The 25,713-nt window shown below is 42.6% G+C and carries 32 protein-coding genes; 25 read left to right on the forward strand and 7 right to left on the reverse strand.

All coding sequences use genetic code 11. The features are described from left to right. Window positions 1-2 precede the first annotated feature (2 nt). Window positions 3-1,199, reverse strand: a complete 1,197-nt coding sequence (locus FGU46_RS00635) for a glycosyltransferase family 4 protein (protein WP_286475473.1) — start codon at window positions 1,197-1,199, stop codon at window positions 3-5. A gap of 53 nt (window positions 1,200-1,252) precedes the next feature. Continuing rightward, window positions 1,253-2,317 (reverse strand): glycosyltransferase family 2 protein, encoded by a 1,065-nt coding sequence (locus FGU46_RS00640; RefSeq protein ID WP_286475475.1) that lies wholly within the window; start codon window positions 2,315-2,317, stop codon window positions 1,253-1,255. Window positions 2,318-2,641: 324 nt separating this feature from the next. Between FGU46_RS00640 and FGU46_RS00645 the strand changes: the two genes are divergently transcribed. Then, window positions 2,642-3,460, forward strand: coding sequence for a glycosyltransferase family 2 protein (locus FGU46_RS00645; protein ID WP_286475477.1), 819 nt, complete (start codon window positions 2,642-2,644; stop codon window positions 3,458-3,460). Between the two features lie 99 nt (window positions 3,461-3,559). On the opposite strand, the gene FGU46_RS00650 is transcribed toward FGU46_RS00645, so the two are convergent. After that, window positions 3,560-4,984 (reverse strand): flippase, encoded by a 1,425-nt coding sequence (locus tag FGU46_RS00650; RefSeq protein WP_286475479.1) that lies wholly within the window; start codon window positions 4,982-4,984, stop codon window positions 3,560-3,562. A gap of 380 nt (window positions 4,985-5,364) precedes the next feature. Here FGU46_RS00650 and FGU46_RS00655 point away from each other — a divergent pair, with 380 nt between their 5' ends. The 4 genes from FGU46_RS00655 to FGU46_RS00670 are packed head-to-tail and all read left to right on the forward strand — an operon-like array spanning window position 5,365 to window position 9,719. Continuing rightward, window positions 5,365-6,510 carry a glycosyltransferase family 4 protein gene (locus FGU46_RS00655; RefSeq protein WP_286475481.1) on the forward strand — a complete coding sequence of 382 codons (1,146 nt, stop codon included), beginning with the start codon at window positions 5,365-5,367 and terminating at the stop codon, window positions 6,508-6,510. Between the two features lie 18 nt (window positions 6,511-6,528). Next, on the forward strand, window positions 6,529-7,857 hold the full coding sequence (locus FGU46_RS00660; protein WP_286475483.1) for a UDP-glucose dehydrogenase family protein: 1,329 nt from the start codon (window positions 6,529-6,531) through the stop codon (window positions 7,855-7,857). Beyond that, complete coding sequence (locus FGU46_RS00665) at window positions 7,858-8,823, forward strand: UDP-glucuronic acid decarboxylase family protein (RefSeq protein WP_286475485.1); 966 nt, start codon at window positions 7,858-7,860, stop codon at window positions 8,821-8,823. A 41-nt stretch (window positions 8,824-8,864) separates the two neighbouring features. Next, window positions 8,865-9,719 (forward strand): glycosyltransferase, encoded by an 855-nt coding sequence (locus FGU46_RS00670; protein ID WP_286475487.1) that lies wholly within the window; start codon window positions 8,865-8,867, stop codon window positions 9,717-9,719. Window positions 9,720-9,831: 112 nt separating this feature from the next. Here the strand turns inward: FGU46_RS00670 and FGU46_RS00675 are convergent, their stop codons facing one another. The 4 genes from FGU46_RS00675 to FGU46_RS00690 form a co-directional block, all read right to left on the reverse strand. Further along, window positions 9,832-11,064, reverse strand: coding sequence for a GDP-mannose 4,6-dehydratase (locus tag FGU46_RS00675; protein ID WP_286475489.1), 1,233 nt, complete (start codon window positions 11,062-11,064; stop codon window positions 9,832-9,834). Window positions 11,065-11,125: 61 nt separating this feature from the next. Further along, on the reverse strand, window positions 11,126-12,067 hold the full coding sequence (locus tag FGU46_RS00680; protein ID WP_286475492.1) for an SDR family oxidoreductase: 942 nt from the start codon (window positions 12,065-12,067) through the stop codon (window positions 11,126-11,128). A gap of 123 nt (window positions 12,068-12,190) precedes the next feature. Next, window positions 12,191-12,556, reverse strand: a complete 366-nt coding sequence (locus FGU46_RS00685) for a cupin domain-containing protein (protein ID WP_286475494.1) — start codon at window positions 12,554-12,556, stop codon at window positions 12,191-12,193. A 68-nt stretch (window positions 12,557-12,624) separates the two neighbouring features. Next, entirely contained in the window at window positions 12,625-13,047 is a 423-nt protein-coding gene (locus tag FGU46_RS00690; protein ID WP_286475496.1) for a DUF1616 domain-containing protein, read from the reverse strand. 198 nt (window positions 13,048-13,245) lie between these two features. Here FGU46_RS00690 and FGU46_RS00695 point away from each other — a divergent pair, with 198 nt between their 5' ends. From FGU46_RS00695 to FGU46_RS00790, 20 genes are read left to right on the forward strand one after another with little or no spacing between them, the layout of a single operon-like run. Beyond that, a complete protein-coding gene (locus FGU46_RS00695; RefSeq protein WP_286475499.1) occupies window positions 13,246-13,527 on the forward strand; it encodes an energy-converting hydrogenase A subunit A EhaA in 282 nt (93 codons plus the stop codon). After that, window positions 13,527-14,030: a hypothetical protein gene (locus FGU46_RS00700; protein ID WP_286475500.1), complete on the forward strand. Its 504-nt coding sequence runs from the start codon at window positions 13,527-13,529 to the stop codon at window positions 14,028-14,030. Before FGU46_RS00695 ends, FGU46_RS00700 begins: the two co-directional genes overlap by 1 nt. 11 nt (window positions 14,031-14,041) lie before the next feature. Next, on the forward strand, window positions 14,042-14,290 hold the full coding sequence (locus tag FGU46_RS00705) for a DUF2109 domain-containing protein (protein ID WP_286475502.1): 249 nt from the start codon (window positions 14,042-14,044) through the stop codon (window positions 14,288-14,290). Further along, window positions 14,291-14,569 carry an EhaD family protein gene (locus tag FGU46_RS00710; RefSeq protein ID WP_286475504.1) on the forward strand — a complete coding sequence of 93 codons (279 nt, stop codon included), beginning with the start codon at window positions 14,291-14,293 and terminating at the stop codon, window positions 14,567-14,569. After that, on the forward strand, window positions 14,562-14,822 hold the full coding sequence (locus tag FGU46_RS00715) for an EhaE family protein (protein WP_286475506.1): 261 nt from the start codon (window positions 14,562-14,564) through the stop codon (window positions 14,820-14,822). The genes FGU46_RS00710 and FGU46_RS00715 overlap by 8 nt, the downstream gene beginning before the upstream one ends. Further along, window positions 14,819-15,310 (forward strand): EhaF family protein, encoded by a 492-nt coding sequence (locus FGU46_RS00720; protein WP_286475508.1) that lies wholly within the window; start codon window positions 14,819-14,821, stop codon window positions 15,308-15,310. Before FGU46_RS00715 ends, FGU46_RS00720 begins: the two co-directional genes overlap by 4 nt. Further along, window positions 15,307-15,978 (forward strand): EhaG family protein, encoded by a 672-nt coding sequence (locus FGU46_RS00725; RefSeq protein WP_286475510.1) that lies wholly within the window; start codon window positions 15,307-15,309, stop codon window positions 15,976-15,978. Before FGU46_RS00720 ends, FGU46_RS00725 begins: the two co-directional genes overlap by 4 nt. Before the next feature lie 6 nt (window positions 15,979-15,984). Next, window positions 15,985-16,665, forward strand: a complete 681-nt coding sequence (locus FGU46_RS00730; RefSeq protein WP_286475511.1) for a proton-conducting transporter transmembrane domain-containing protein — start codon at window positions 15,985-15,987, stop codon at window positions 16,663-16,665. A gap of 26 nt (window positions 16,666-16,691) precedes the next feature. After that, a complete protein-coding gene (locus tag FGU46_RS00735) occupies window positions 16,692-16,907 on the forward strand; it encodes a DUF788 domain-containing protein (RefSeq protein WP_286475513.1) in 216 nt (71 codons plus the stop codon). A gap of 9 nt (window positions 16,908-16,916) precedes the next feature. Next, window positions 16,917-17,777, forward strand: a complete 861-nt coding sequence (locus FGU46_RS00740; protein WP_286475515.1) for a respiratory chain complex I subunit 1 family protein — start codon at window positions 16,917-16,919, stop codon at window positions 17,775-17,777. A 31-nt stretch (window positions 17,778-17,808) separates the two neighbouring features. After that, on the forward strand, window positions 17,809-18,066 hold the full coding sequence (locus FGU46_RS00745; protein ID WP_286475518.1) for a hydrogenase: 258 nt from the start codon (window positions 17,809-17,811) through the stop codon (window positions 18,064-18,066). A 10-nt stretch (window positions 18,067-18,076) separates the two neighbouring features. Beyond that, complete coding sequence (locus FGU46_RS00750) at window positions 18,077-18,400, forward strand: DUF2104 domain-containing protein (RefSeq protein ID WP_286475520.1); 324 nt, start codon at window positions 18,077-18,079, stop codon at window positions 18,398-18,400. Beyond that, a complete protein-coding gene (locus tag FGU46_RS00755; protein ID WP_286475522.1) occupies window positions 18,397-18,810 on the forward strand; it encodes an EhaM family protein in 414 nt (137 codons plus the stop codon). The genes FGU46_RS00750 and FGU46_RS00755 overlap by 4 nt, the downstream gene beginning before the upstream one ends. A 4-nt stretch (window positions 18,811-18,814) precedes the next feature. Further along, on the forward strand, window positions 18,815-19,264 hold the full coding sequence (locus FGU46_RS00760; RefSeq protein ID WP_286475524.1) for an NADH-quinone oxidoreductase subunit B family protein: 450 nt from the start codon (window positions 18,815-18,817) through the stop codon (window positions 19,262-19,264). Further along, the gene (locus FGU46_RS00765; RefSeq protein WP_286475526.1) at window positions 19,261-20,394 is read left to right on the forward strand and encodes a hydrogenase large subunit; all 1,134 of its coding nucleotides are present in this window, start codon (window positions 19,261-19,263) and stop codon (window positions 20,392-20,394) included. The genes FGU46_RS00760 and FGU46_RS00765 overlap by 4 nt, the downstream gene beginning before the upstream one ends. A gap of 6 nt (window positions 20,395-20,400) precedes the next feature. Continuing rightward, entirely contained in the window at window positions 20,401-21,435 is a 1,035-nt protein-coding gene (locus FGU46_RS00770; protein ID WP_286475529.1) for a 4Fe-4S binding protein, read from the forward strand. A 1-nt stretch (window position 21,436) separates the two neighbouring features. Further along, entirely contained in the window at window positions 21,437-22,792 is a 1,356-nt protein-coding gene (locus FGU46_RS00775; protein WP_286475535.1) for a 4Fe-4S binding protein, read from the forward strand. A 27-nt stretch (window positions 22,793-22,819) separates the two neighbouring features. After that, a complete protein-coding gene (locus FGU46_RS00780; RefSeq protein WP_286475537.1) occupies window positions 22,820-23,839 on the forward strand; it encodes a hypothetical protein in 1,020 nt (339 codons plus the stop codon). Window position 23,840: 1 nt separating this feature from the next. Continuing rightward, the gene (locus FGU46_RS00785) at window positions 23,841-24,740 is read left to right on the forward strand and encodes a formylmethanofuran--tetrahydromethanopterin N-formyltransferase (protein WP_286478467.1); all 900 of its coding nucleotides are present in this window, start codon (window positions 23,841-23,843) and stop codon (window positions 24,738-24,740) included. Next, a complete protein-coding gene (locus FGU46_RS00790; protein WP_286475539.1) occupies window positions 24,737-25,669 on the forward strand; it encodes a carbohydrate kinase family protein in 933 nt (310 codons plus the stop codon). The genes FGU46_RS00785 and FGU46_RS00790 overlap by 4 nt, the downstream gene beginning before the upstream one ends. The last annotated feature ends 44 nt before the right edge of the window (window positions 25,670-25,713 follow it).

Genomic DNA, 25,713 nt, shown 5'->3' on the forward strand with positions numbered 1-25,713 from the left:
TTCTATTTTTCATCCATTAACCGGTTTAGATGCCAGGAAAGCCTATCTCCGGCATGTTTTAATGTCCAGTATTTTTTTACATATTTCATGCCGTTTTTTGACATTTCATATCTTTTTTCATCGTTGCTTAAAAGTTCCAGGGTTGCTTTTGCAAAGAGGGATTCATCACGTTCGGTATGTAATCCTGTCTTTCCGTGAATAACCGTTTCTCGAACACCCCCCTCCTTTACCGCCACCACGGGAGTGCCGCAACTCATAGCTTCCAGGGGCACCAGTCCAAAGGGTTCTAAATAGGGAGCATAAAGTACTAATTTGGCTCTATTGTATAGTGAAACCAGTTTTATATCATCGATTAAATTTAGGATATCCATACAAACATTCAAACAAGAGGCTAAATTTTGGAGGTATTCCTCCCACCCTGGCTCGGAGAAGTTGGAGACGATTACCAGTCTAGGGCGGACTTCGGGTTCGATTAATGCTAAAGACCGTATCAAGAAGTCATAGCCCTTGGATGGGCGGCAGCTTCCCACTGATAAGACCAAATTTTCTTCGGTAACTTTCTGGGGCTGGAATAAATCTGTATCGATTCCAAGGTAGGATACGAAGGAGTTAACACCGTAGACTCTTAGTATGGATTCTCTGGTGAAGTAAGAATTGGTTAAAATATATTTAGCATGGGAAATATTATTTTTATCCAGCTTCAAATCCTTGTTATCTGCGTAATCAAATACCAGCCTTTTCAGTAAATTTATTTGTCTTTTCCGGTGTGATATTGCTTCTAAAATGGCTTCATTACGCGGAGGCTGGGGGCAGTAGTAAACAGTTGGCTTTTTTATGTATTTCAAAAAAAACGGGGTCATGGTGAACTGATCCTGTTCACTGAAGACCAGGTCGTAGTCGGCCGAGTTAATTCTTTCCGCAATTTGTTTATGAGTTTTTTCTAAATCCCACAGGGAGATGGATTTAATGATGGGTGGAACGTATTTCAAGGATGAATATAAGTATCCTGTCCCTGTTTTTTTAACTGGAAAGACTTCTAAATTCCTGGAAACATTTTTCAGGGGTAAAAACTGTTCATTAGCAGTGGAGGGGACAAAAACATCCACTTCATGCCCCTCTTTATCCAGGTAATCTACATAACCATAAAGGGCCCTTTTGGCCCCTCCAGATGGCAAGTTATGGAATACTGCTATTTTCATGAAATTTTCACCCTTTTTAGCCTTTAAACGCTTTAGCTTCTTTTTAATTTATTTTATTTTTTAGATTTTCTAATATTCCGGCCCAGTTTTATTCCCTGAACAGTTCCATTGATTAAGGCCTTAAACATGGACCAGTTTCGTTGGTAGATTAATTGATATCCGCTTTCCACCATAACATCCTTGAGAAAGTGTTTTAAAAATTTCTGGTAGACTTTCTTATCGGCGTGTTTCCTAATAAAATAAAGCCTGTTTCGATTATGATAATACGTTTTTAAATAGTTTTCACTGGAAGTTCCGTATTTATGCCATATCCTGGACTTAAATGCATATAAAGATGTATAACCATGTTCTCTTCCGGTAAAACACCAATCCACATCCTCCCAGTACATGAATAACCTTGAATCCAAAAGACCAATATCTTTTATAACAGTTCTTGTTACCAGCAGGCAGGAACCACCCACATAATCTAGTTCATAGATCTTATCATACTGACCCGTATCAAATTCTCCAAAGCCCAGCTCATGAGATTCACCCCTCATGAGATCAATATAACCTCCACCTGCAGCTTGTAAAACATTTTTATCATGATAAAAAAAGGTCTTAGATCCTACAAATCCGATCTCCTTTTCTTCTTCAGCTAAGCTAACCATTTCAGCCATAAAATTTTCATCCACCACTGTGTCGTTATTAAGAAGAAGAATATATTGTGGATTGAAGTTTTCCATGACAAATATCATGCCAATATTGTTCCCATCTGCGAAACCGTGGTTTTTGTGGTTTTTGATGAGGACGAGCTCTTTCCGAACTTCTGGGGTGGAGTTGGATGGATCAGGAACATTTTTTTCTTTTTCAGGTATACTGCTCCGGACCTGCTCTTCAGTCAGTTCCAAAACCTCAATGGGCTTATTCCGGGAAGTGTAAGTAAAGAAAGGAGACTCCACCCCCAGATCACCCCGACAATACTCCCTAATCCGAGAAAGAGAATCATCCTCCGAAGCATTATCCACCACCACCACATCAAAACACGGATAATCCACCCGATACAACGACTCCAAACACTCCACCGTATCCTCCCAACCATTCCAATTGAGAACAATCACCGAAACCCGAGGTGCCATAGTATCACATGAATTTAGATAATATAAATTTTTTAATCTGACATCCTGAAATAGACCATTTTTTAGAGTGAATTTGGATTCAATTATTTATTTGTAACTTATTGTTACTTTTCATTTATTTTTATCTGATTTTATTGGATATTAGTGGTTAGAGGAGACAGCGACATTAATGTTGGAATTTGCTCATGAACCGGGGGTTAGTTTAATTTGGTGATAATATTTCCATAAGTTAAGGACCGGACAGGTTTTGAATTTATAATGTGTACTTCTAGAATTATATGAAAAGAGATCCCATTAATTAGTATCTTTATTGGAGAATACTGTATGGAAAAGGAACCCGAACTTTCGGTAATTATTCTGAATTATAAAAACCCTGAACTAACAGTAAAATGTGTTAATCATTTAACTGAAGCTTCAGAAGAAGCTAAGATCCATACCGAGACAATTATTGTTGATAACAGTGCCCAAGAAACTGCCAGTATCCTGAGAAAGTTATTGCCACGAGATGTTAAAATCATCGAAAATGAAAAGAACCTGGGCTTTTCTAAGGCCAACAACCAAGGTATCAGTATCAGCAGGGGAGACTATGTTCTGCTTCTAAATAATGATGCTTTTATCAGCCATGAAGTATTGGAGACTGGAATCAGATTTTTAGAGGAAAATCTGGATTGTGGGATATGGGCTCCAAAACTGGTAGGGGAAGATGGTACTTTTCAAATGACTTGTGCTCGATTACCATCCATTAAGGGTTTGATGGTTGAGTATTTGCTATTGAGAAGTTATGATCGGTATCTAGACTCTGAATCCTGGAAGGAACCTCGAGTCGTGGGGGCAGTTATCGGTGCATTTATGCTTATTAGAAGAAGGGTTATTGAAACCATCGGAATGCTGGATGAAGATTTCTTCTTTACCGTGGAAGACATTGACTATTGCTTTAGAGTTAATGAAGCTAATTTCAAAATATATTATGACCCCACCGTGAGTATGGTGCACCTGGTATCAGCTTCACAAAAAAAAGGAATTGAATATCCTAAACTCCATACGAACCGCATTTTATACTTCAAGAAGAACGAAGGGATGCTTTCAGGCTTTATTTCAGGAATTATTATTAACCTGGGACTTTTATTAAGGAAGGTTTTATAGAACATCCGGTTTTGAACCATCCAGCCCAGTTCTTCCCTAGTTTATTCCTTTCCTCACCCGGTTCTGCAGCAATCAGCGGCCATATCTCACTTTCTTTCCCTATTTTCTTCCCATTATCTGACGGAGGATATCCCAATCATCATCTTGGAAGGTGCGAATAGCAAATAGAACCACAAAATAGATTAGTGCTCCCAGGGCGATCTCCAGAAACAGGTTGGTTTTAAAGTACAGCAGGAAAAGGAGCATAATAATACTGGCCACCACTGGTTTAAAAAAGACATCCTGCAGACGCACTTTACTGAAGGTTCGGGAAAGGATGAACAGACATAAAATGAATATGAATAATTCAGTGACTACGGTCACCACCGCTGCGCCTACATAGCTATATGTGGGGATTAAAACCAGGTTCAGAGCAATATTAATAATCATGGAGAGGAAAGTCACCTTCAAAAGCACGTTCTGACGATTCATGGCCGGCAGTATAGTTCCAAAGATATAATTAAGGAAGGTGATGGGTATGGCCCATATAAGAATCTGTAAAATAATGATGGAAGGGGTAAAGGCACTTTTATAGATTAACAATACTATTTCTGGGGCTAAGACAGTGGTTCCTACTGATACTGGTATCGATAAGATGGCCAGATACTTGAAAGACTTCTGATAGGATAGTTTCAAAGTTTCGTGTGAGGATAGATGGAGACTGGAAAATACTGGGAACACAGCAGTGGCAAAAACTCCCGGTAAGAACAGGAAAACCTCCATCAAACGATAAGATGCGCTGTACCAGCCAACCACCGTGCTGCCCTTAAGTAGGGACAGGAGGATGGTGTCGACTCGGTATGCAATCAATGAAAATATGCTTACCAGAGAGAGTGGCAAAGCCATCATCAGAGTGGGTTTCCAAAACCCCAAATCGATATTAAATGAGGGGAATTGGAATTCTCGAATGTATACCGAAACAATGAAGATAAAAACCACTATATTCGACACCATATAAAGTGTGGCAAAGGAATATATGCCTAAATTATTAAAAATTACAAAAAATGTCCCAATAAGCATTATGGAACTGTTAAGTACATTGGCAATAGATTGGAATTCCATTTTTTCATAGGACTGGAAGATGGGATAGAAAATCCCAGATAGGGCATTGATAAGGGTGGATCCAGTGATTATGTAGACTACTACCTTAATCTCATCTGTATATCCAAAAAGATACACTATAACTGCAGTTAAAATAAAGGTAAAAAGTGCCAGCATTAATTTTATAACCGCCACATTACTGGTATACTTATCAACCAGAGATTTATCCCGGGCTACTTCCCTAACCGTAAGGGTTCCCAACCCCAGATCAGTGAAAACTACTAAAATACCGGTAATGGCCAGTGCCAGGGATATGATACCGAATCCTTCTGCACCCAGGTAGCGTGCACTGTACATGGTTATGAAAAAACCCATTATGTAAGTTATAATCTGGGAAATGAATAACATAGTGGTATTTTTTGCTATTTTACGTACTCTGCTCATTTAAATCCCTGGTTTAATATTAATGTTCTCGTCATTGCCAAGAATATGCTGAAGTCTATGGCTTCGGTAAAGTTTCTGGCTCCAGCAATATTTTTACATCATTTGATTCCCTTATTCCCTTTATCTCTATTTGCTTTAAGAATATTTAACTCAAATAGTATCGAACATCCCCATGTGAAAGAAAAAAATACAGTTATTGATTTATAAGCTATTTCATTATTAAATAACTATATTAAATAACTAAAATCTATCATCGGCTGAAATTAGTTCTAATAACCCCCAATTTAATATATACTTTATGACAACAAGTTCCATAAACTGATAAAGATTCCATATTAAAACCATATTAGAATAATCTTCAACCCTTATAACACGATGTGATGCTGTTGGACCATGCGGAAGAACCAAATTACGTTTGTATATTTCCCCATCTATATAACTTCCAGTTAATCAAGGATGTGGGCATGATCCCCTTTACCATGGGCAAGTTATTCAATTACCAGGCATCCATAGTCACTTATCCCAACGATGATTATAGCTACATGGATCATGACTTGAAAAACAAGAACTTCAAGTTAAATTTCATTAAAAAGAGATTTAAAAATCATAAATATGACATCATCCTGTATCTACTCCGTAACTCAAGAAGCATTGATGTATTGCATGTTTTCCACTTTCACGATACACTGAACATTCTGATTTACTTTTTAATTTACAAGTCAATGAACTGGAACGGTAAAATATACGCTAAACTGGATGCTGATTATGATCTAACCACGTTTTTAGCCGAAGATGAAGGTTTCTGGCCTTTCGTACGGAACTTTATTCTTAAATATCTGGTTGATGTTTTAAGCGTGGAAACTGAAGAGAATTATCATAGACTCTTGAACAGCAACTTAAATTACCAGGGTAAACTTATCTATATGCCCAATGGGGTGGATATACACATAAAAAAGAATCAAATCCAGACAGACAATAAAAAAGATTACATATTAACAGTGGGGAGATTGGGGTCCAAAGAAAAGGCCACGGAAGTATTATTAGAGGCTTTTTCTAAAATTAGAGATTTTAGAAACTGGAAATTAATATTGGTTGGTGATTTTGAGGACCAATTTCAGGACTATGTAAATGAATATTTTCAAAACAACCCCCATTTAAAGGAAAAGGTCTATCTGGCAGGTTTTATAGAGGATCGGGAAAAAATTTACCAGTATTATGCTCAGTCCAGGATATTCTGTTTTACCTCCCGGAGAGAGAGTTTTGGGATCGCCCTGGTTGAAGCCGCTTATTTTGGGAATTATTTAGTCTCAACCGATGTGGGTGGAGCTCGGGATGTTCTTAAAGTGACAGAGTATGGTGAATTATTTGAAATTGACAATGTTGACATGTTAACTAACCGATTAGAGGATTTAATAAATAACTGGCGTAAATATGAGAGTAACCCCAACCAGAAGATGTGTTTAATGGAAGAGAATTTTAGCTGGTCACATTTGTGTGAAAAACTTTATAAAAAATTAAATGAATAGACAGGACAAGTGATTTAAATGAAGATTACAGTTATAGGGTCAGGATACGTGGGATTAGTAACCGCAGCATGTTTTGCTGATCTAGGAAACCAGGTTTTATGCGCCAAAAAAACTTCAAAAAATTTAGACAAACTCAATCAGGGCATATCACATATTTATGAGCCGGGTTTGGATGAAATTCTGAATAGATGCCTGGATAAAGGGACCATAGAATTTACTAATGACATAAAAAGGGCCATAGATTTTAGTGATCTTATTTTCATTTGTGTAGGAACCCCTCAGAGTGAAACGGGGAAAGCTGATTTATCCCAGGTTGAGGATGTGGCTCGGCAAATTGCGGAGAACATGACTGACTATAAATTGATCGTTGAGAAGTCCACAGTACCGGTGAATACCCATCAGTGGGTTAAAAAGACGGTGCAAAGATATTCTAATGGTAATATTCAGTTCGATGTGGCCTCTAACCCCGAATTTTTAAGGGAAGGCACCGGTGTATATGACTTCAACAATCCCGATAGGATTGTGGTGGGGGTTGAAAGTGAGAATGCCCATAAAATATTCCAGGAACTGTATAGGCCATTCACTGAAAAAGGTGATGTGCTCCTCATAACCACACCGGCTGCGGCAGAACTTATAAAACATGCATCTAACTCTTTTCTGGCCATGAAAATTTCATACATTAACATGGTGGCGGAATTATGCGAAAAGGTGGGGATTGATGTTAATATGATCGCCGATGGAATTGGATATGACCAGAGAATCGGAAGATCCTTCCTTAATGCTGGTATCGGTTATGGTGGCTCCTGTTTTCCCAAGGATGTCAGGGCCTTTATAAAAATAGCAGAGGACCATGGATTGGATTTTGGTCTTTTAAGGGAAACCGAGAAAATTAATTCCCAGATGCGGGAACGATTTTTGGAAAAAGTGGAAAATGTGCTGTGGATTAATAAAGACAAGAATATAACCATCTGGGGTCTGGCCTTTAAACCGGACACCGATGATATCAGAGAGGCACCCTCCATCGATATAGTAAGAAAACTTTATGAAACCGATGCTAATTTGCGATTGTACGATCCCCAGGCCGGGGAAAACTTCCAGAATTTATTCCCTGAGAATGAGAACATAAGGTACTGTTCAGATAAATATGAGGCTTTAAAAGACTCTGATGCCCTTCTCTTAATCACCGAATGGGATGAATTCAAAAATGCAGACTTAAATAAGGTAAAAAATCTTATGAGGCTACCCATAATCATTGATGGTCGGAACATGTTTGAATCCGAGATTATGGAGGGATTTGAGTATTACAGTGTTGGAAGAGAAAATACTAATCAATCGGAGAAACCTTAAATGAAAAAAGTTCTCATCACCGGCGCAGCCGGTTTTATTGGGAGTCATCTCTGTGATCGGTTTATTAAAGAAGGATGGTACGTTATTGGGGTAGATAATTTCCTGAGTGGGAATCCAGAAAACTTGGAACATCTCTCTTCAAACCAGAATTTTGAATTTATTGAAAGGGATATTATCACCGGATTAAATTATGCAGGCCACCTGGATCTTATTTTACATTTTGCCTGTCCTGCTAGTCCTGTTGATTATTTAAATTTCCCAATAGAGACCCTTATGGTTGATTCTGTTGGAACATCCCATGTTCTAAACTTAGCTAAGGAAAAAAAATCCAGATACATATTTGCATCCACATCGGAGGTTTATGGTGACCCCCAGATCCATCCCCAACCCGAAAGTTATAGGGGAAATGTCAATCCGGTGGGCCCTCGCTCCGTTTATGACGAAGCTAAAAGGTTTTCTGAAGCATTATCCATGGCTTACTATCGGGAATATGGGCTGGATGTCCGGATCGTCCGAATCTTCAATACCTACGGTCCTCGTATGAAATTGGAAGACGGTAGGGTGGTTCCTAACTTCATCTTCCAAGCTTTGAAAGGCATGGATCTAACGGTTTATGGTGATGGAAGTCAAACCCGCAGTTTTTGCTATGTGGATGATCTGGTTGAAGGTATTGTTCTAGTGGCAGAGCAGGAAGAGATTGATTATAGGGTTTTAAATCTGGGCAACCCCGATGAATATAAAATAATTGATTTCGCCCAGATAATCATTGAAAAAACAGGTTCCAACTCCAAAATAATCTTCAAACCTTTACCCCGGGATGATCCCAAAATGAGAAAACCAGACATCACTAAGGCCGTGGAATGTCTCCAGTGGAAACCTGAAATCTCCCTGGATGAAGGTATCAGAAGAACTATTGAATTTTTCCAGTCCGAAATTGAGGATCATGAAATTGAGGATCAGGATTGAGTTGGTCCGCTATCCATTAACCATGGAAAAAAAGTGATAATATGACTTTAGAAGCCAAGAAAAACTATGATCTCAGCGTAGCCTACCGGATATACCCCCGGGTTTCTAAAGTCCCCCCAGTTTTTAAGGATGATAAGTATAAACTATCTGAATTCTGTCTGAAATCATTTAAAAATAGTTTAGGAGATTTAAAAGCTAAAATTTTCGTTTTATTGGATGGCTGCCCTCCCGAGTATGAAGAACTCTTTAAAAAATATTTTGAGGATGAAGATTTAGAGCTGATTAATTTAGAGGGAGTGGGTAATTTGGCCACCTTTGCCCTTCAAATTAAAATACTTCTGGAACAGAAATTTTCGGACACAGTTTATTTTGCTGAGGATGATTACTTTTACATGCCAAACCAGTTTAGTGAGATGTTAGAACTGTTGAAAGAGAATGATGATGTGAATTTTGTATCACCCTACGACCATCCCGATGACTACCTTCTAAAGTTACATGAACATCCTTACCAGGTAAAGGCCTCATCCATCCGGCACTGGAGAACCGCGTCATCAACATGCCTCACCTTCCTGACTGATAAAACCACCCTGAAAAAGACCAGAGAAGTTTTCGAAAGCTACACACACGGTAATCATGATGCCAGTGTGTGGATGAGTCTAACTAAATACAACATGTTCAATCCCTTTAAGACCATAAAAAACCGAAAAGAACATCTCTACTATAAAGTAATACGCCTGGCATGGCGCTATAACCGTAAACAGTTACTTCTGGGTAAGAAATGGAAACTCTGGGTTCCCTTACCCACCATTGGCATTCATTTAGAGAGTGATTTTTTACCTCCCACCAGTAAATGCCGGGAATTCATGGAAGATGAAGTTTCTAAAATGGATTTTTAAATAGCAATCATAGAAGAATGGTATAAGAAGATATAAGATAGAGAATAAGAAGATATAAAATAAAAAATAGCCATTTAATGGCTTAAACCTCAAATTGATGCATGTAAACCATTTATAATAACCTATTTTCACTTTTCAAGAAATGATTTAGCTGATGTTTGGTTATATCGCTTAAACTGTGTTTTATTTCAGCTCCTAATTTTTGGATCTTTTTGGTATCAGAAAGTAATATGGGGACCTCGGCGGGACGGAACCTTTCTGGGTTAAATTCAATTAAAACCTTTCCCTGGTCGGTGTGCACATCTATACCCTTATCTGCGATGGTGTACTCCAGTTCCCCTTCCATAATCATCCGGTCAACCTTGGTTTTCGGGAATTTGATACCAAATATGGAGCCTTCGTCCATCTCCGTGGGATAATCTATTATTTTCTCACCATTAAGTGTTTCAATTTTGTTTATGTTCCAGCCTGCTTCTTCCAATCCCAGTAAGATGTAACTGAGGACGGAGTTGGTGCGCATGGATCCCTGATTGTAAACTTCTCCCTTGAGACCCTTATCTGCCAGTAGCAGGTAGCCTTTAACAATATCCTCCACGTGTGACCAGTCTCGGAGCGAGTTGAGGTTACCGATTAGGATCCGATCTTGTTCACCAAATTTGAGCTTCATAATCTGCCGGGCAATAACAGAAGTAACAAACATTATACCCCTCCCTGCCCCTTCATGATTAAATCCACGGGAAACCACGTTATCCAATCCATAAGAATGATAATAATTACGCATCAGGAAATCGCCATAGACTTTAGAGACTGCATAGGGGGACATGGGCCTTAAAGGATTGGTTTCCTTTATTGGTACCTCTGGTATATGTTCGGGTTCAGGGAAAACTGTGCCATATTCTTTCTTTGCTTTCTGGTACTGTTCCTCTGAAGATAAAACCAGGCCATACTCCTCACTGGTTCCGGCAAAGACAATTTTAGTACTTAAATCTTTGATACGTACAGCTTCAAGAAGGTTAGCAGTTCCCAAACAGTTTGCGTACTGGGTTTCTATTGCATTGTGAAAGGAACGCTCCACAAATGACTGGGCGGCCAGATGAAAAATATAGTCTGGTTGGGATTGATCAAATGCATTGGCAAGAGAAGTTATATCAATTAAATCTCCTTCTATGAGATTTATCTTATCGGCAACTCCCCGGTCTTTTAAATTTTTAGGCATGGAACCGTCGGCCCTTCTTCTGATGAAGCCATGAACATTGGCCTCTCTTTTTATTAGTTCTCTCCCTAGATAAGAGCCTACGAAACCACTTATACCAGTGATAAGCACATTTTTATCTTTCCAATTCATCTGATACCCTCGAACAGTATTATCCATAAATTTATATCTAATTTAATGTAGCCCTATGAATTTAAGCTTTTAGTTTATGATCCTCCCTGAAGTATTGCACCGTCTCCATCAGATTATCTTTAAAGTTACTCTTAGGACGGAATCCTAAAGATTTAGATAGATCTACATTGGCCTGGGAATGTTTTATTTCACCTGGACGAGCATCTTCGTACTGGGGGGTTAGATCTTCTCCCATTATTTGTGAGATCATTTCGAACAGTTTATTTATACTGAGGCTGTTGCCGTTAGCAATGTTAAAAACGCCAGTTATATCCGATTCTGCGCTCTTCAGGTTGGCCTCCACAACTTCCTTGACATATATGAAGTCCCTGGTCTGTTCTCCGTCACCATAAATCACTGGCTGTTTACCTATCAGGATAGATAAAATAAATTTAGGTATTACTGCCGCATATTGAGAGTTAGGATCCTGGCGCGGGCCGAATACGTTAAAATATCGCAGGGCTACAGTTGGTAGTCCGTACACTTCACTAAATACTTGGCAGTATAATTCCCCTGCAGCTTTACTTACTGCGTAGGGAGATTTAGGATTTAATGGTTCTTTTTCAGATAAAGGTAGATTATAGTTATCACCATAAACCGCTGAACTTGATGCCATTACTACCTTTTTTACACCAGTTCGACGGGCTGCGTCTAAAACTTTAAGAGTGCCGGTAACGTTTACTTCATTGCATTGCAAAGGATTTTCAACACTTAACGGTACACTGGCCAAGGCAGCATGGTGAAAAACATAATCAACACCCTCAAAAATGCTAATCAGATCTACCTGGTTAATATCACCCAAGTCCAGGCTGATATTATCCAGGGGAAGGTGTTCTATGTTCTCCACGTGGCCGGAGAATTCATTATCTATGATAAGTACCTGGTTTTCTCGGGAAAGTTCCTCCACCAAGTGGGAACCAATAAATCCCAATCCACCAGTTACTGCTACTTTCTTGTGTCTCATTGATGACCAACCTGTGAGGAAATCCTGCATTATTTGGGTTTTTTAGAACTTTTCCAAACTTTAATTATGTCTTTACCGATTAAAATCAATTTTTATACATCTCATATCTGATTAAAATACCATTTATATCCATTCTAAATCAGCATCTGTCTCATCCGTGACTTTATCACCAGTATTAAGAGTTTCTACAGGTTCTATTAATAAAAGATGGCATTCTGCATTACAGGAAGGTTTATGTTCAATCCCCCTGGGTATAACCACCATATCCCCTTTTTCTAGATTCAAGGTTTTACTTTTAAGATCAATTTGTAAGCTCCCCTCTATGACTATAAAAGCTTCATCTGTTTCTGGATGGCGGTGCCAGATAAATTCCCTTTTGGCCTTTACAATTTTGAAATAATAGTCGTTCATCTGGGCAATTATCTTGTAGCTGTGAAGTTCATCCACTTTCTGGAATTTATCCTTAAAATTAACTACTTCAATATCCATAACAATCACCACCATATGCAACCCATAAATAGCACATCTTATCTAAAAAAGGTAAATAATGGCCTTTCTCAAGAAACATTCAATTGCAGGAATAGATAACGATGGGCGTTGTTGGTGTCGGGAAGCTTATACAGGAACATCTCCAGCTTCTGAATACTAGAGGTTTGAGCTGCAAATTCCAGGGGTATTTCCTTTTTTTCACTATGGGATAGGGCGAATTCTTCATTGTAAATAGTGGAGTTGTCCAGCTTGACCACCAAAAGATAGTCCACCTGCTGGTACTCATGGTTGACCACCACCATGAAAATCTTACCCGCTTCACCAGTGGTTAAATTTACTGGATAATTACCAGCCTGCCCCTCTGCATTTAATACATAGAATTCCGTGAATTTTTCACTGGGCTGAGGGTTTATAATAATGTAAGTGACAGATAAGACCCCAATAACTATTAATATGACTATTATTAGTGAGAAGTAGCTGTCTTTATTCATAGTAAGCTCCGGATAGTGCTGTGGAAAGTTAATGTCCCCAACTGTCTTCCTATCAATTTATATGCTATTTTCTTAAGAAGACGGTTGTTCCCTTTATCCCCAATAGATTTTAGTATCCTCCTATTAATATTTGATAGGCAAAACTCTTTAAGAGAGATTAAAAACATTTATATACAGTAGTTAGGATAAGGTTTTATCATGATTATTCATGTCAATGTTCTCAGTTATCTCCTGGCCCTGGGCCTGGCAGTGATACTAGGACTGGTTTTAAGGCTTCCTTTGCTGCCTGAACGACCAATGAGATATTCCTGGACCATCAGTGTTATTTTTCCCACGGCAATACTAGCACTTGGTTTTTATGCCATGCTGGATCAACTGGGATACCAGGGACTTATAGTTGGTGCCTCAGTAGGAGTTATCACCGCTTTGTTCTGTAAATTCCTTCTGGAAAAATTAGTACCCCGACCGGAGGATTCATAATGAACGAGATAATTGGAATCATAATGGCCACCATCATTTGCTGGCTGAACTTCGTATTCATCGATACCTGGATGGGTCTGCCTGAAAAACCAGGGGTAAAAGGTGCCGAGGTTATTGGAAGGGCCGTTAAAAGAAGAGGTGGAAGCCTGGCCGGTGGGTTCTTCCAGGGCAACATCGTATGCTCCCCTGATGCATCAGCCGGGACGTTACTGGCATCAGTAGGTAGTTACGCCATTGGCATCCCTGAAGGAGGACTTATCGCCGCTACATTAGTCTACTTTGGTAACCGGCTCTGTGCGGACCCAGGATACGCCGGGACCACCGGTGCCCTGAGCATCACCGTTATTATATATCTTACTTCCCTGGTGGGAATGAAACCTGAATTCTATATTGTGGGCATGGTACTGGCCATCGTCACCATCCAGGGATTAGCACATCCTTCAGCCTCCCTTCTGCTGGGTAAGCTGGCCCAAAAGATGGGGCGCCACACGAAACTGACTTAGAAGGTGAAATCATGTTCATGGAGATATTAGGCATCATAGTTGTTCTCATGGCCCTGAGAGTCCTTATTGCCCAAGATCGGGCGGAAAGGATGTTATATTTAAACGCCATGAGCTTCGCCATATCTGCACTCATAGTTTTATACATTCAAACGCCCTTCGGAGCAATAATGGCCATCACCTATTTTGTAGCCTCAACTATAAGCTCCAACGCCATAGCTTACTCTATTGGAAGGGTTAAAAAGGAGATCCTGGTGAAATAAATGCTGGAATGGATTACTCTTACCACTGTATCGGCAGCGGTACTCATTATAGGTACGATAGGTATCATTGTCCTGCCTAAGCCTGTGGATAAAGTTATAATGCTCAGCCTCCTCCAGGGAGGATTCATTGGTATGATCGTATCTGCCAAATACCTGGACGTGGCCATGGCCGCCGCCATCTTCGACCCCATAGCCACGGTCATATTCCTGATTGGTATAACTAAGATTCAGGATATTCGTAACCAAAGACAAGAAGAGGAGGAAGGGAACCTTGCTTGAAGTCCAGATCTGGTTCTACACGGGTTGTGCCCTGGTAATTTTGGGCAGCATCGCCACGGTGATTGGCCCCGGGGTTAAGGATCCCCTGGTTCGAACTATCAACACTGAAATACCTGCAGTAGGTGTTTCATTAATATTTTTAACATATAACCATACCATAGCCCTTCTAACCTTCATTGCTGCTACAGCTATCATTACTCTGATACTACTAAGGGCTATTGTGCGCCTGGAAGAAATGGGGGTGGAGCTGTGAATATTGGAAGAATATGGAATTCCCTGGCCAACCCTAAACGTATCCCCCGATTATTTGCATTAATACTGGCCTTAATTTTGCTGGCCGGTTTCATAATCCCCATAAGCCTTAATGATCACCAATTATATCCCCGTCCTACACCACAAAGCCAAATAGATGACCAAGATCCGCTGGCTCCCTACGACCGGGGAGGAGTTCCTTTAGAAGAAACAGGTATTGTTAGAGCCCAGTATCCCCAAAATGCCCTTGAATTAGGCCAAATAACAGCTTATCTTACACCCATAGCTATAGGGGTTAAGGACACTACACTCTACTATGGTACCTCCATATATTCATCACCGGGTGGCCTCATCGATGAGATACTCTACTACACCCGTGGTTTTGACACCATACTGGAGTCTACCATTCTGATGATGGCCTTTATCATAGCCAGCTGGGTGGCCCTACACTTCACTATGCGCCGGGAAGAAGAGGAGGATGAACAATGATTGTCCCGGAAGTAGTACCCCAGATAGTTGTATCCCTGTATCCCGTGGCCATCTGGGTGGGAGTGATAACTGGTCTTATTGGACTTCTGGGCATATCATTTCAAAAGAACGATTTATCAGTATTAATCCTAACCGACATAGTAGGTGTGGCCATGCTCATCTTCGTGGCAGGAGTAGCTACCGATTTGGCCGAGGCCCTTATCCTGCCAGGACTGGTGGTGGAGTTAGCTGAAATAATGGCCATTTCTGAAATTCTCCTCAGTAGAGAGATACGCAAGAGCAGCAGAAGTAGAAAAGAATTAGCCCCCACTGCCTTACCCTTAAACATGGAAATTCTGAAAACCGCCCCTACCTTCATCGCGGTTCTACTGATTGCCTACGGCATATTCCTCAGCGGTTTCACCGGGGGTGCCGTGGCTGGTGGAGGAATATTGTTCTATGTATTATCCAAAAGCGCTCGAGGCCTGCCTGTAGAGTTGTTTGAGGGATTAGCTGGCGTGTCAGGTATTGCCTGGGTCTTCTGGATAGTGGGATTCTTACTGTTCTTTGTAGGTCCACCATACTGGTTACTGGGACTGATGTTATCAGCCTTCGGTCTACTGATCAAGGTGGCCTCTAAGGTGGGGCTTATTGGAATGTTGACTCGTGAAGAATTCAAGAAGGAGTAGAAAAACATGGACTTAGCAACTATCGGAGGACAACTCTTAGGAACCATCCCCCTGGGGGATATTGTACTGTACCTGACTCCCTTCAACCTCTTCATGTTTGGAGGAGCCCTGGCCTTCACCACCCTCATTGCCATCAGCCGTACCGAAACCCAGGTAGAAGCCGAGTTCGGGACCTTGAAAGATAAAGAGGTTAAAGTTGATCTGCAAGAGTTTAAGATCCGCCGTTTCCTGGCCATTGTATGCGGACTGGCCACTGCCGGAGCCATGATCACAGGAGATCTGTTCAACTTCACCCTGTTCGTGACTCTCATTGGTATCGTGAATATCGGTATCGTGTCTGCCGTGAGGCAGGTTGATGTCTTAAATGCTGCCTTCCAGTATGGCCTAATCGCCATGATGGCATCACTACCACTTTTCGGTGGAGCCGCCATCCTCCTGGCATCTACCGGGACTTTAAGTCTCCTGGAACTGGTGAAAATGCCCTACGTAACCTCCATGATGACCTTCGGATCCATCCTGCTCCTCATGGGAATCATCGGAGAAACAGGGGTGGCACCATTCTACGCCACCAAGGCCGAAATGTTCCGTACCCCAGGATCACCCTTTATCCTGATCATACACCTATCATCCCTACTGGTGATTGTAAGGGCCATAGAGGTGCTTTTAATAATAAACAAACCATTCTAAAAATAGCAAGAACTAGGTGAATCTTAATGAAGACCCTGACCATAACAAGTTATCTGATGTTCATAATATCCATAGGAGGGATTATATACGCCCTGCTGGCAAACCCTCCCGCCTGGATCGTTTACGCCATAGCTATACTGTTCATACCCCTATCCATCCTTAGCTTTGGTCTCTTAATCATGGCCAGTAGTAAGAAAGAAGAAGAAGACGAGCGTGCCAGAGAACCATTCATCGGATATTAAGGTGAAAAGATGAATTTAATGTTTAACATACTCCTGAACGTGACTATTGCTTTCCTGCTAGGCAGTCTACTATTTGGACTCCAGCGGAAGGTCATGGCCAGGATACAGATGCGACCCGGACCACCCATAATACAACATTTACTGCACACCCTTAAATTTTATATTAAAGAGTCATCATTCCCTAAAACCGCCGCTATGCCATTTTATATCGCCATAGCCAGTATTCTATGTGTTATATGGGTTTCTGCAGTGATCGTGGGTCCGGTGACCCAGGGATCATTACTTCTGATATTCGCCATCTACGCCCTGCATAAGATCGTGGAGCATAACGCCGGGAGCTCATCAGGATCCCCCTATGGAAAGCTCAGCTGCGTAAGGGCTGTTTTTTCAGCAGCCGCGGAGGTACCCCTTTTTGCAGTGCTCATCATCATCTACCTTAAAACCGGTACCATGATTCTTTCCGATATTACCGCTTACCAGACCCAGAACGGGGCATTACTGTTCACCATCCCCCTGGCGGCCTTGATGTTCTTTGTGTTAATATTATCCAAGGCACCCTACTCCCCCTTTGCCATCACCAAAGGAAAAGATATTATCAGTGGATATGAAACCGAACACTTCGGTCTTCTCCGGGGATACCTGATGATCTCCGAATCCATAGCCTGGTACATGCTGCTCTGGATATTTTTAACTGTATTCCTGGGCCCTTTAAGTTTACTGGGATACCTGGTGGGTATGGTGGTCATCAGTGTCATTGTGGCCTTCATAAATGCCACCACACCCCTGTTAAACCCCAACCACTCCATAATGGTCCAGGTGACCCTGGCCTTCATTGGTATCGTGGGGTCCATCATATTATTAATGCTTTAAAAGGTCAATCTAGAAAAGGAGAATTAATAGCATGGAAAAAGAAAGAGATATTCTGTTCCTCACAGCCCTGGTAGCAGCCGGAGCCACTCTGGCCAGCGGGCTGGCAGCTTCACTGCAGTGGATGGTGGTGCTGCCTCTGACCTTAGGAGTACTAATCCTGATGGTCCTGATCTTATTCCAGTACCGTAAGGGAGGCATACACCTCTCAGAAAAACTGGAGACTGGAGCCTTCATCCTGGTTGTGGTTTTCTTCGCATTATCCTTCATCTACCTATTCAAACCCGCTTAACGGTGATTAAATGAACGAAACTTCCTACCTATTATACTTGATATCATTCGTACTAGGATCTGTGGTGGGCCTGGTGCTCAGTTACCAGAAATACAAGAGTCCCTTCGCCATTGACAAAATAGATGTCCTGGCCATGATAATAGCCATTATTGGATGGTTCCTAACCCTTAACAGCCCCCTATTAACCTTTATCCCCTCTTATGTTTCCATTGCCATTGGACTGTTTTTAGTAGCCATGGTACTGGGAATGAGACCTGGTTACGGTAGGTACGAGACCATAATCGGCCTGGTGGTGGGTGGAATTATCTGGCTCTTAAGGACGGTGGCCCTATGAATGAGGATAAACTTATCGATAGCAGTCCCGACGATGAAGAACTTCTCCGCACCATGAAGATGCGGATCGTGAAGAGTTACCGCTGGCAGGAAGATATTATTAAACCCTTCTCCAAGGAACTGGACATTTCACAGGAAGATCTGGAGGATATTCTCATAAAAAGACTGGACATGTCCAGTTTAGAAGCAATACACGCCCGCTTCGAAAATTCCAAGGAAAGATGCCTGAAAGAAAGGATAGATGCTGATCTCCGTCTCTGCTGGCTCTGTGATGTTACGAACCTGTTGAGTGCCCAGGAAGCAGATGAAATTAAGACTAAAATAGCCCGGGAAATAATTTGGGAAAATAAAAATTACAAAAAAGCCCTGGAAGATGGGTGGAAAGACCTTCTAGAATATTTAATGAGGTAAAGAAATGGTAAGATCCCTTAAAGACATTATAAGAAGCAGTTCCATACATGTATGTTTAATTAACACCGGAGGGTGTAACGGCTGCGATATTGAAGTAGTGGCCCTCCTATCACCACGCTATGATCTAGAACAGTACGGTATCTACGTACACAACAACCCCCGGGAGGCGGATGTAATCCTGGTTACCGGTGCTGTGACCGAACAGTGGGTGGAGAAACTTCGAAGAATTTACACCAAAGCCCCAGAACCAAAAATAGTGGTGGCACTGGGTAACTGTCCCTTAACTGGCGACGTTTTCAATCAGGAAGGAGGTAGCGTCTATGCACCTGTCTCTGATTTTATACCCGTAGCTGCGGAAGTCTCAGGATGCCCGCCAAGACCTTCAGAAATACTAGCCGCCATCTTAAGCGTGGCCCCAGGAGCCATTGCCGCCCGAGGGAGGGAAAAAGAATGATACTACCCATTGGACCCATTCACCCTGGACTTAAAGAACCCCTACGATTAAAGCTTAAAACTCAGGGAGAAAAGGTCATAAGTGCAGAAATCGATTATGGATACGTTCATCGTGGAATAGAGCGTGTCATGCAGGGTAAAACCTGGCAAAAAGCTATTTATCTATCAGAAAGGGTTTGTGGAATATGTTCCTACATACACACCCAAACCTTTGCCGAGACCTTTGAAAAGATATCCGGTGAACAGGCCCCGATACGTGCCCAGTACCTTAGAGTTTTAACCAATGAATTGGACCGTATTCAAAGCCATCTCATTGCCAATTCAACCTATTTCAAAGCTATAGAGCATGAAACCCTTTTCATGTACATGTTAGCCCTTCGAGAACCCATCATGGATGCCATAGAACTTTTAACTGGCAATCGAGTTAATATGGGCTGGAATGTGGTGGGCGGAGTGCGAATGGATGCTAAAAAAACCCACCTTGACAGTATCTTGAAGATTATCACTGAATTTGAAGCAGAATATCCCAAGTATGTGGAGATGTTCGATCAGGGACCGCTTCTGGGTCTGCGTTCCAAAGACGTAGGGAAAATGAGCCATGAAGATGCCATAAAAGCCCATGCTGTAGGCCCCATTGGAAGGGCATCCAGTATTAAACATGACTGGAGAGTGGACCATCCCACCTACCATGACCATCTGGACTTTGAAGTTATCTGGAGGAAAGAGGGAGACAACTATGCCCGGATGATGAATCGCTTCGACGAGATCACCATATCCCTGTACCTCATCAGACAAGTCATCGAGAACATCCCCCCTGGTGATGTGCGTAAAAAGATTGACATACCACCGGGATATGCTGATTGGAGAAACGAAGCACCTCGAGGTGAGGTGAGCTACATGATCGAGACCAATGGTAATCTAATACAGAATATTTCCATTCGAACTCCAAGTATCATGAACATCGATGCCTGTGCCAAGTACATGCTGCATGATGTGGCCACCGTGGCCGATGCCGTGGCTACCTACGCCAGTGTAGACCCCTGCATTGCCTGCACCGAAAGGGTCATCATACTGGATGAATCTGGAAAAAAAAGAGAAGTTGAAGGTATTCATAATTTAAAGTTAAGTTGATGTCCTATGTCATCTGTAATCTGGTACCTCTACGAATTCGCCCGAAAATCCTGGGCTGAAAGCTTCGCCGGAGCCAAAACTAACCCCGAGATCATGGAAACTCCCGAAAGATTCCGTGACTTCCCCCAGGTCATTCCTGAAAACTGTATCGCCTGCGGCGCCTGTACAGCAGCCTGTCCGGCGCCAGCAGCTATTAAACTGGTGCGTAGCGAGGATAATAGTCATGAAGAAGGAATCACCTACCCAGTTATAAATAACCGGGGTTGTATCCGCTGTGGATTCTGTGCGGAAGTGTGCCCCACCGATCCCAAGACTCTGCTTTGTGGTGAGAATCACCTTATCCGGGAAGAATTCACTATTCTCCCGGTGGACAAGACCTACACCATTGACGATTACCTCTGCATTCGCTGCAAAAAGTGCATGAACACTTGCCCTGTTGAAGGAGCCATAATTGAAGAGGACAACAAAATCATCATTGACAAAGCCAAATGTATCAGCTGCGGGGAATGTTTGAAGACCTGTCCAGTGAAAGGAGCAGTTAAAGGCATATTCGTATCCAACGTACAAGAACAGAAACAGATAATTCAAATGGTGGTTAACACCCTGGAAGAAAGAATCGAACAGGAAGAAGAGAAGATTAAAGAACTTACAGGGGGAGAAGTTTTCAAGGTGGACTTCCCAATTGATGATCTGGTGGAAAGAGCCCGGAATATAGTGTCCAACGACGATCTTATCCTGGACGTCATTCAGAAGATGACGGACCGATTGAAGATGCGAATTATTACCTGGGACGATGGTAAATGTAACGACTGCCGTTTATGTGTAGCTGAATGTCCCTCTGGTGCTATAACCTACACTAAAGAAAAAGGAGTTCAAAGGAATCCTGATAAATGTCTGCGGTGCAGTACTTGCTATCAGACCTGCCCATTTGGAGTGGTAGGTTATTATGTTGCCCGTTTCCTTTTAGATGAACCTCGTTTAGAGGGCGGGGTGATTCATATAACGGTTAAACCATCCCAACTACCTCAAGGAGCTGGTTAATATGGCCGAAACCACACCCCAATCCAAAAAAGTTTACAAACCACTTCGAGAAGTGGAAGTGGAATACGAAATTGATCATGAAAAGTGTGAAAAGTGCCAGGAACGTCCCTGCCTATCCTCCTGTCCCGTGGATGCCCTACATGAAGTTCCACCCTACGATCAGGTGGAAATTGACGAAAAATGTGTTGGCTGTGTTTTATGTCGGGAAGCATGCCCCTATGATGCCATAAAAATGGAAACCACTTTGTCAGAACCCGTTCTGGAAAATATACCTAACATAAACACCAAACTCTGCATTCACTGCGGTTCTTGTGTAGATGCCTGTCGAACTGGAGCAATACAGCTAATATCCTCCGGAACGGAAGAAGCACACAGTGTTATCGATGAAGATAAATGTGTCAGATGCGGATTTTGTTCACGGGTTTGTCCCACCGAGGCCATTAAATATGGTGAGATACTCCCCCGATCAGTGGTGGGTGGCAAGGCCATTGTGGTGAATCAGAAGGACTGTATTGGCTGCATGACATGTACCAGGGTATGCCCCTCCCGAGGAGCCATAAATGTGGGGAAAGTCAGTAAATTACCCTTCATCAACCCTTCCTACTGTGCCCGCTGTGAGGAGTGTATGGATGTTTGTCCCTCCACTGCCATCAAGTACTCTTCTCGGAAGAAGGCCTATCAAAATTATAGCAAGATCAAAACCATGGAAATCGTTTCCGAACTTTTGGAGAAGGACAGTGAAAGACTGGCCAAGGAAGCAGTTAAAATAGATTCCATCCTGGAAAAGATTGCCAGACGAGTCAGTTACCAGCACCAGGAAGCCGAATTCACCCAGGATGTTACTGGCCTGGTTGAAGATGAAATCAAGTCCCTGGTGGATGGTGATCTGGAACTGGAGGATGTGGGGGACATAATTGAAGCCACCTCCCCCCGCAGAGAAATTGCCGTCTTGGAAGAGGAATGTTTAGGTTGTGGTGCCTGTATAAATGAGTGCCCGGTAGACTGTATTGAACTGGAAATGCCCAGCCCCATCCACATTGGGGAAGGATGTGTTTCTTGCGGCCAATGTGTAGAAGTCTGTCCAGTTCAGGCCATTGAGCTAAGCGAGGAGTATTTTCAGGCGTCAGAAGGCCAGATACTCTTTAAAAGGAGAAGGGTGGAAGGACCCCGAAGTGGTGAAGTTACCATTGACCATGTAAGTTGCCAGGCCTGCGGTGTTTGCGTCAATAAATGTCCTGTGGATGCCATGAGTCTGGAAGACGACGTGGTGAGTGTTGATCCAGAAAAATGCATTAAATGCGGTGAATGCGAGTCCATCTGCCCGGTACGTGCTGTTAAATTAATAACCGCTGATTAATTTTTATTTACTACTGGAGGACTTTAATTGGGCCATAGATTTCTGGTATCTGATTGTGAAGGACCTATATCATTAAATGACAACGCATATGAACTGGCAGGATACTTCATACCCCAGGGTGAGAAATTCTTTCAGATCGTGAGCCGCTACGATGATATTCTGGTGGAGATGGAAAGACCGGGATACAATGCTGGAAACACTCTGAAATTAATTGCTCCATTTTTAAAGGCATATGGTGCCACCAACCAGAACGTGGAAACCTTTTCCGAAAAAAACGTTCTTCTGGTGCCTGGAGCTCAAAAGACTCTGATACATCTGCAGGAGCTCTTGCCCAGTTTCATCGTCAGCACCAGTTACCAGCAGTATCTAGAGGCCCTGTGCCAGGTAACCGGATTCCCACTGGAGAACAGTTATTACACCCACCTGGATCTGGATAAATATGAAATAGACCCCCATGAGAAGGATCAGCTGTGGAAGCTTAAAAAATCGGCAGTAGAAAACCCTGAATTTAAAAATCTGGAACACATCTTCTGGGAAGAACTACCCCAGATGAGGATCAGCTCTCTGATGGATGATATTAAACCGGTGGGAGGATCCGCTAAGAAGGAGGCGGTAGAGGATATAATGAGCCGTTTCGGTTACCAGGCCGAGGATTTAATTTATATCGGTGATAGTATCACCGATGTAGAACCACTGCACTTCGCCAAAGATGAAGGTGGGCTGGCGGTGTCCTTCAATGGTAACAATTACGCCCTGGATGAGGCATCGGTGGCAGTTATATCCAATAACACCCTGATTTTATCATTACTGGCGGATCTCTTTAAACGAGAGGGAACCGAAAAAGTACTGGAATTTGCAGATAGTTACGCTGCCCATTCTCAAGAAGCCCTTCAAAGTTATTCTTTAAACAGCCAGCTGGCGCCTCAACTCTCCCACACCCATACCCAGTTGGAGGTGGTCACCCCTCACAACCTGGAACGCTTGAAGTCAGAGAGTGGAGAGTTCCGGAAGCATATACGTGGTGAATCCATTGGAGGTTTGGGTTAGGATGGTTAAAAACAAGAATCTGGATAAGGTGGATAATACCTACGCCGAGGCCTTTAGTGGAATGTTCTGCAGAGCCCTGGTTACTGCTGATGATGAGGAAACTCTCACCCGAGCCGCCTACGACGCCACATCCACACCCGGAGCAGTTATTGGTCGGGTGGAAGGCGGGATAGAATCCTGGGTTAGTCCGGAACACACCCCTGACGGTAGAAAGGGTGCTATTCTCCAGTTCTGGTATGGTAGTGATGATCTGGAGAAGTTCGAGGTGGAACTCTCCTACCGGATACGACAGGACATCCTGGTGAAACCCTTCACCACCCTGTTCAACGCATCACCCTCACCAGAGGGATATATCGACACCATGAAACAGGTGGGCCACTGCGGGGATGGTTATGAATGGGAGGAAGAGATTTATGGAAGAAACATGATTGTGGTCCCCATAGCCATTCCTGACTTTAAAATCGAACGTCAGTTAGGCTACGCTACTGGTATTATGGGTGCTAACTTCTGGTACATGTGTCGTGACAAAGAAGCCGTGCTGGATGGGGGTCGTGAGGCACTACGGGCCATCAAGGAGGTGGAAGGAGTGATCACTCCCTTTGACATATGTTCCGCGGCTTCCAAGCCAGAGACCAACTACCCCTGGATCGGTCCCACCACCAACCATCCTTACTGTCCCTCGCTTTCCACTTTGCTCCAGGATGAATCTCAAGTTCCTCCCGGGGTGAATTATATTCCGGAGATTGTCATCAATGGATGGAGTATGGAAGCAGTAGAGGAAGCCATGAAAGTAGGAATTGAAGTTTTACTGGATTATAAGAGTGTTCTAAAAGTTTCTGCCGGGAATTATGGTGGAAAACTAGGCCAGTATAATATACAACTAAAAAGGTTGTTCAAATGATTTTGGATGTTATTGGGTTCGGAGCTCTTAATCTGGATCGTATTTACCAAGTGAACCGTTTAGCCGGGCCGGACGAAGAATCCTACATCAAAAACGTGTCCGAGTCCTGTGGAGGTTCAGCTGCCAACACCATCATCGGATTATCCCGCCTCGGATTAAAAACAGGCTTTGTAGGTAAGGTAGCCACTGATCGGGAAGGTAAGTTACTAATAAACAACCTGAAAAAGGAGGGTGCGGATACCAGCGGCCTGATCATAGCGCAGGAGGGTCGAAGTGGTATGGTGCATGGTTTTGTGGATGAGGATGGTGAACGGGCCCTGTATGTCGACCCCGGAGTAAACGACCAGGTATTGCTTGATGAAATTGATTATGGGTACACTGCCAATTGTAGCCTGTTACACCTAAGTTCATTTGTAGGAGATTCAATTAAATCCCAGGAGGCGGTTCTAGAAAGACTTCCTGAGGATACTACAGTTAGCATGGACCCAGGAATGTTATACGCCCATCAAGGCCTGAAGAACCTTGAGAAACTTTTAAACAGTACTGATATTCTATTATTAAATCAGCAGGAACTTGACGTACTGCTTCCCAGCCGGGACTTTGAAGATCAGGTTGAAACCCTATTTAATTACGATATAAAGATTCTGGCTGTTAAAAACGGGAGTGAGGGATGTTTCGTTTCTGATGGTGAAGAGTATCACCAGATCTACGCCTTTGAGGTGCCCTGCTTAGATACCACCGGCGCCGGTGATGCCTTCAACGCTGGATTTATCCACGGCATCCTCCAGGGTTATGATATAAAAGATGCAGGAGTTTTAGGTAACTACGTTGCATCCTGCAGCATACAGGAGTATGGAGCCTGCAGGGGACTGCCCTACCAGGGGGATATTCCCCACTTAAAGAATCCAGATGATTTATCCCCTGATTAGTACAGTGGAGAGGATGGGGTGGGGTATTAATATGGTAGGTTGCT

The sequence above is a fragment of the Methanobacterium sp. CWC-01 genome (assembly GCF_030323845.1).
In the GTDB taxonomy this organism is placed as follows: Archaea; Methanobacteriota; Methanobacteria; order Methanobacteriales; family Methanobacteriaceae; genus Methanobacterium; species Methanobacterium aridiramus.

Bases quoted from the DNA above. Each gene is read 5' to 3' on its own strand.
- FGU46_RS00635 (WP_286475473.1), bottom strand. From the start codon at position 1,199: ATGAAAATAGCAGTATTCCATAACTTGCCATCTGGAGGGGCCAAAAGG.
- FGU46_RS00640 (WP_286475475.1), bottom strand. From the start codon at position 2,317: ATGGCACCTCGGGTTTCGGTGATTGTTCTCAATTGGAATGGTTGGGAG.
- FGU46_RS00645 (WP_286475477.1), top strand. From the start codon at position 2,642: ATGGAAAAGGAACCCGAACTTTCGGTAATTATTCTGAATTATAAAAAC.
- FGU46_RS00650 (WP_286475479.1), bottom strand. From the start codon at position 4,984: ATGAGCAGAGTACGTAAAATAGCAAAAAATACCACTATGTTATTCATT.
- FGU46_RS00655 (WP_286475481.1), top strand. From the start codon at position 5,365: ATGCTGTTGGACCATGCGGAAGAACCAAATTACGTTTGTATATTTCCC.
- FGU46_RS00660 (WP_286475483.1), top strand. From the start codon at position 6,529: ATGAAGATTACAGTTATAGGGTCAGGATACGTGGGATTAGTAACCGCA.
- FGU46_RS00665 (WP_286475485.1), top strand. From the start codon at position 7,858: ATGAAAAAAGTTCTCATCACCGGCGCAGCCGGTTTTATTGGGAGTCAT.
- FGU46_RS00670 (WP_286475487.1), top strand. From the start codon at position 8,865: ATGACTTTAGAAGCCAAGAAAAACTATGATCTCAGCGTAGCCTACCGG.
- FGU46_RS00675 (WP_286475489.1), bottom strand. From the start codon at position 11,064: ATGAATTGGAAAGATAAAAATGTGCTTATCACTGGTATAAGTGGTTTC.
- FGU46_RS00680 (WP_286475492.1), bottom strand. From the start codon at position 12,067: ATGAGACACAAGAAAGTAGCAGTAACTGGTGGATTGGGATTTATTGGT.
- FGU46_RS00685 (WP_286475494.1), bottom strand. From the start codon at position 12,556: ATGGATATTGAAGTAGTTAATTTTAAGGATAAATTCCAGAAAGTGGAT.
- FGU46_RS00690 (WP_286475496.1), bottom strand. From the start codon at position 13,047: ATGAATAAAGACAGCTACTTCTCACTAATAATAGTCATATTAATAGTT.
- FGU46_RS00695 (WP_286475499.1), top strand. From the start codon at position 13,246: ATGATTATTCATGTCAATGTTCTCAGTTATCTCCTGGCCCTGGGCCTG.
- FGU46_RS00700 (WP_286475500.1), top strand. From the start codon at position 13,527: ATGAACGAGATAATTGGAATCATAATGGCCACCATCATTTGCTGGCTG.
- FGU46_RS00705 (WP_286475502.1), top strand. From the start codon at position 14,042: ATGTTCATGGAGATATTAGGCATCATAGTTGTTCTCATGGCCCTGAGA.
- FGU46_RS00710 (WP_286475504.1), top strand. From the start codon at position 14,291: ATGCTGGAATGGATTACTCTTACCACTGTATCGGCAGCGGTACTCATT.
- FGU46_RS00725 (WP_286475510.1), top strand. From the start codon at position 15,307: ATGATTGTCCCGGAAGTAGTACCCCAGATAGTTGTATCCCTGTATCCC.
- FGU46_RS00730 (WP_286475511.1), top strand. From the start codon at position 15,985: ATGGACTTAGCAACTATCGGAGGACAACTCTTAGGAACCATCCCCCTG.
- FGU46_RS00735 (WP_286475513.1), top strand. From the start codon at position 16,692: ATGAAGACCCTGACCATAACAAGTTATCTGATGTTCATAATATCCATA.
- FGU46_RS00740 (WP_286475515.1), top strand. From the start codon at position 16,917: ATGAATTTAATGTTTAACATACTCCTGAACGTGACTATTGCTTTCCTG.
- FGU46_RS00745 (WP_286475518.1), top strand. From the start codon at position 17,809: ATGGAAAAAGAAAGAGATATTCTGTTCCTCACAGCCCTGGTAGCAGCC.
- FGU46_RS00750 (WP_286475520.1), top strand. From the start codon at position 18,077: ATGAACGAAACTTCCTACCTATTATACTTGATATCATTCGTACTAGGA.
- FGU46_RS00755 (WP_286475522.1), top strand. From the start codon at position 18,397: ATGAATGAGGATAAACTTATCGATAGCAGTCCCGACGATGAAGAACTT.
- FGU46_RS00760 (WP_286475524.1), top strand. From the start codon at position 18,815: ATGGTAAGATCCCTTAAAGACATTATAAGAAGCAGTTCCATACATGTA.
- FGU46_RS00765 (WP_286475526.1), top strand. From the start codon at position 19,261: ATGATACTACCCATTGGACCCATTCACCCTGGACTTAAAGAACCCCTA.
- FGU46_RS00770 (WP_286475529.1), top strand. From the start codon at position 20,401: ATGTCATCTGTAATCTGGTACCTCTACGAATTCGCCCGAAAATCCTGG.
- FGU46_RS00775 (WP_286475535.1), top strand. From the start codon at position 21,437: ATGGCCGAAACCACACCCCAATCCAAAAAAGTTTACAAACCACTTCGA.
- FGU46_RS00785 (WP_286478467.1), top strand. From the start codon at position 23,841: ATGGTTAAAAACAAGAATCTGGATAAGGTGGATAATACCTACGCCGAG.
- FGU46_RS00790 (WP_286475539.1), top strand. From the start codon at position 24,737: ATGATTTTGGATGTTATTGGGTTCGGAGCTCTTAATCTGGATCGTATT.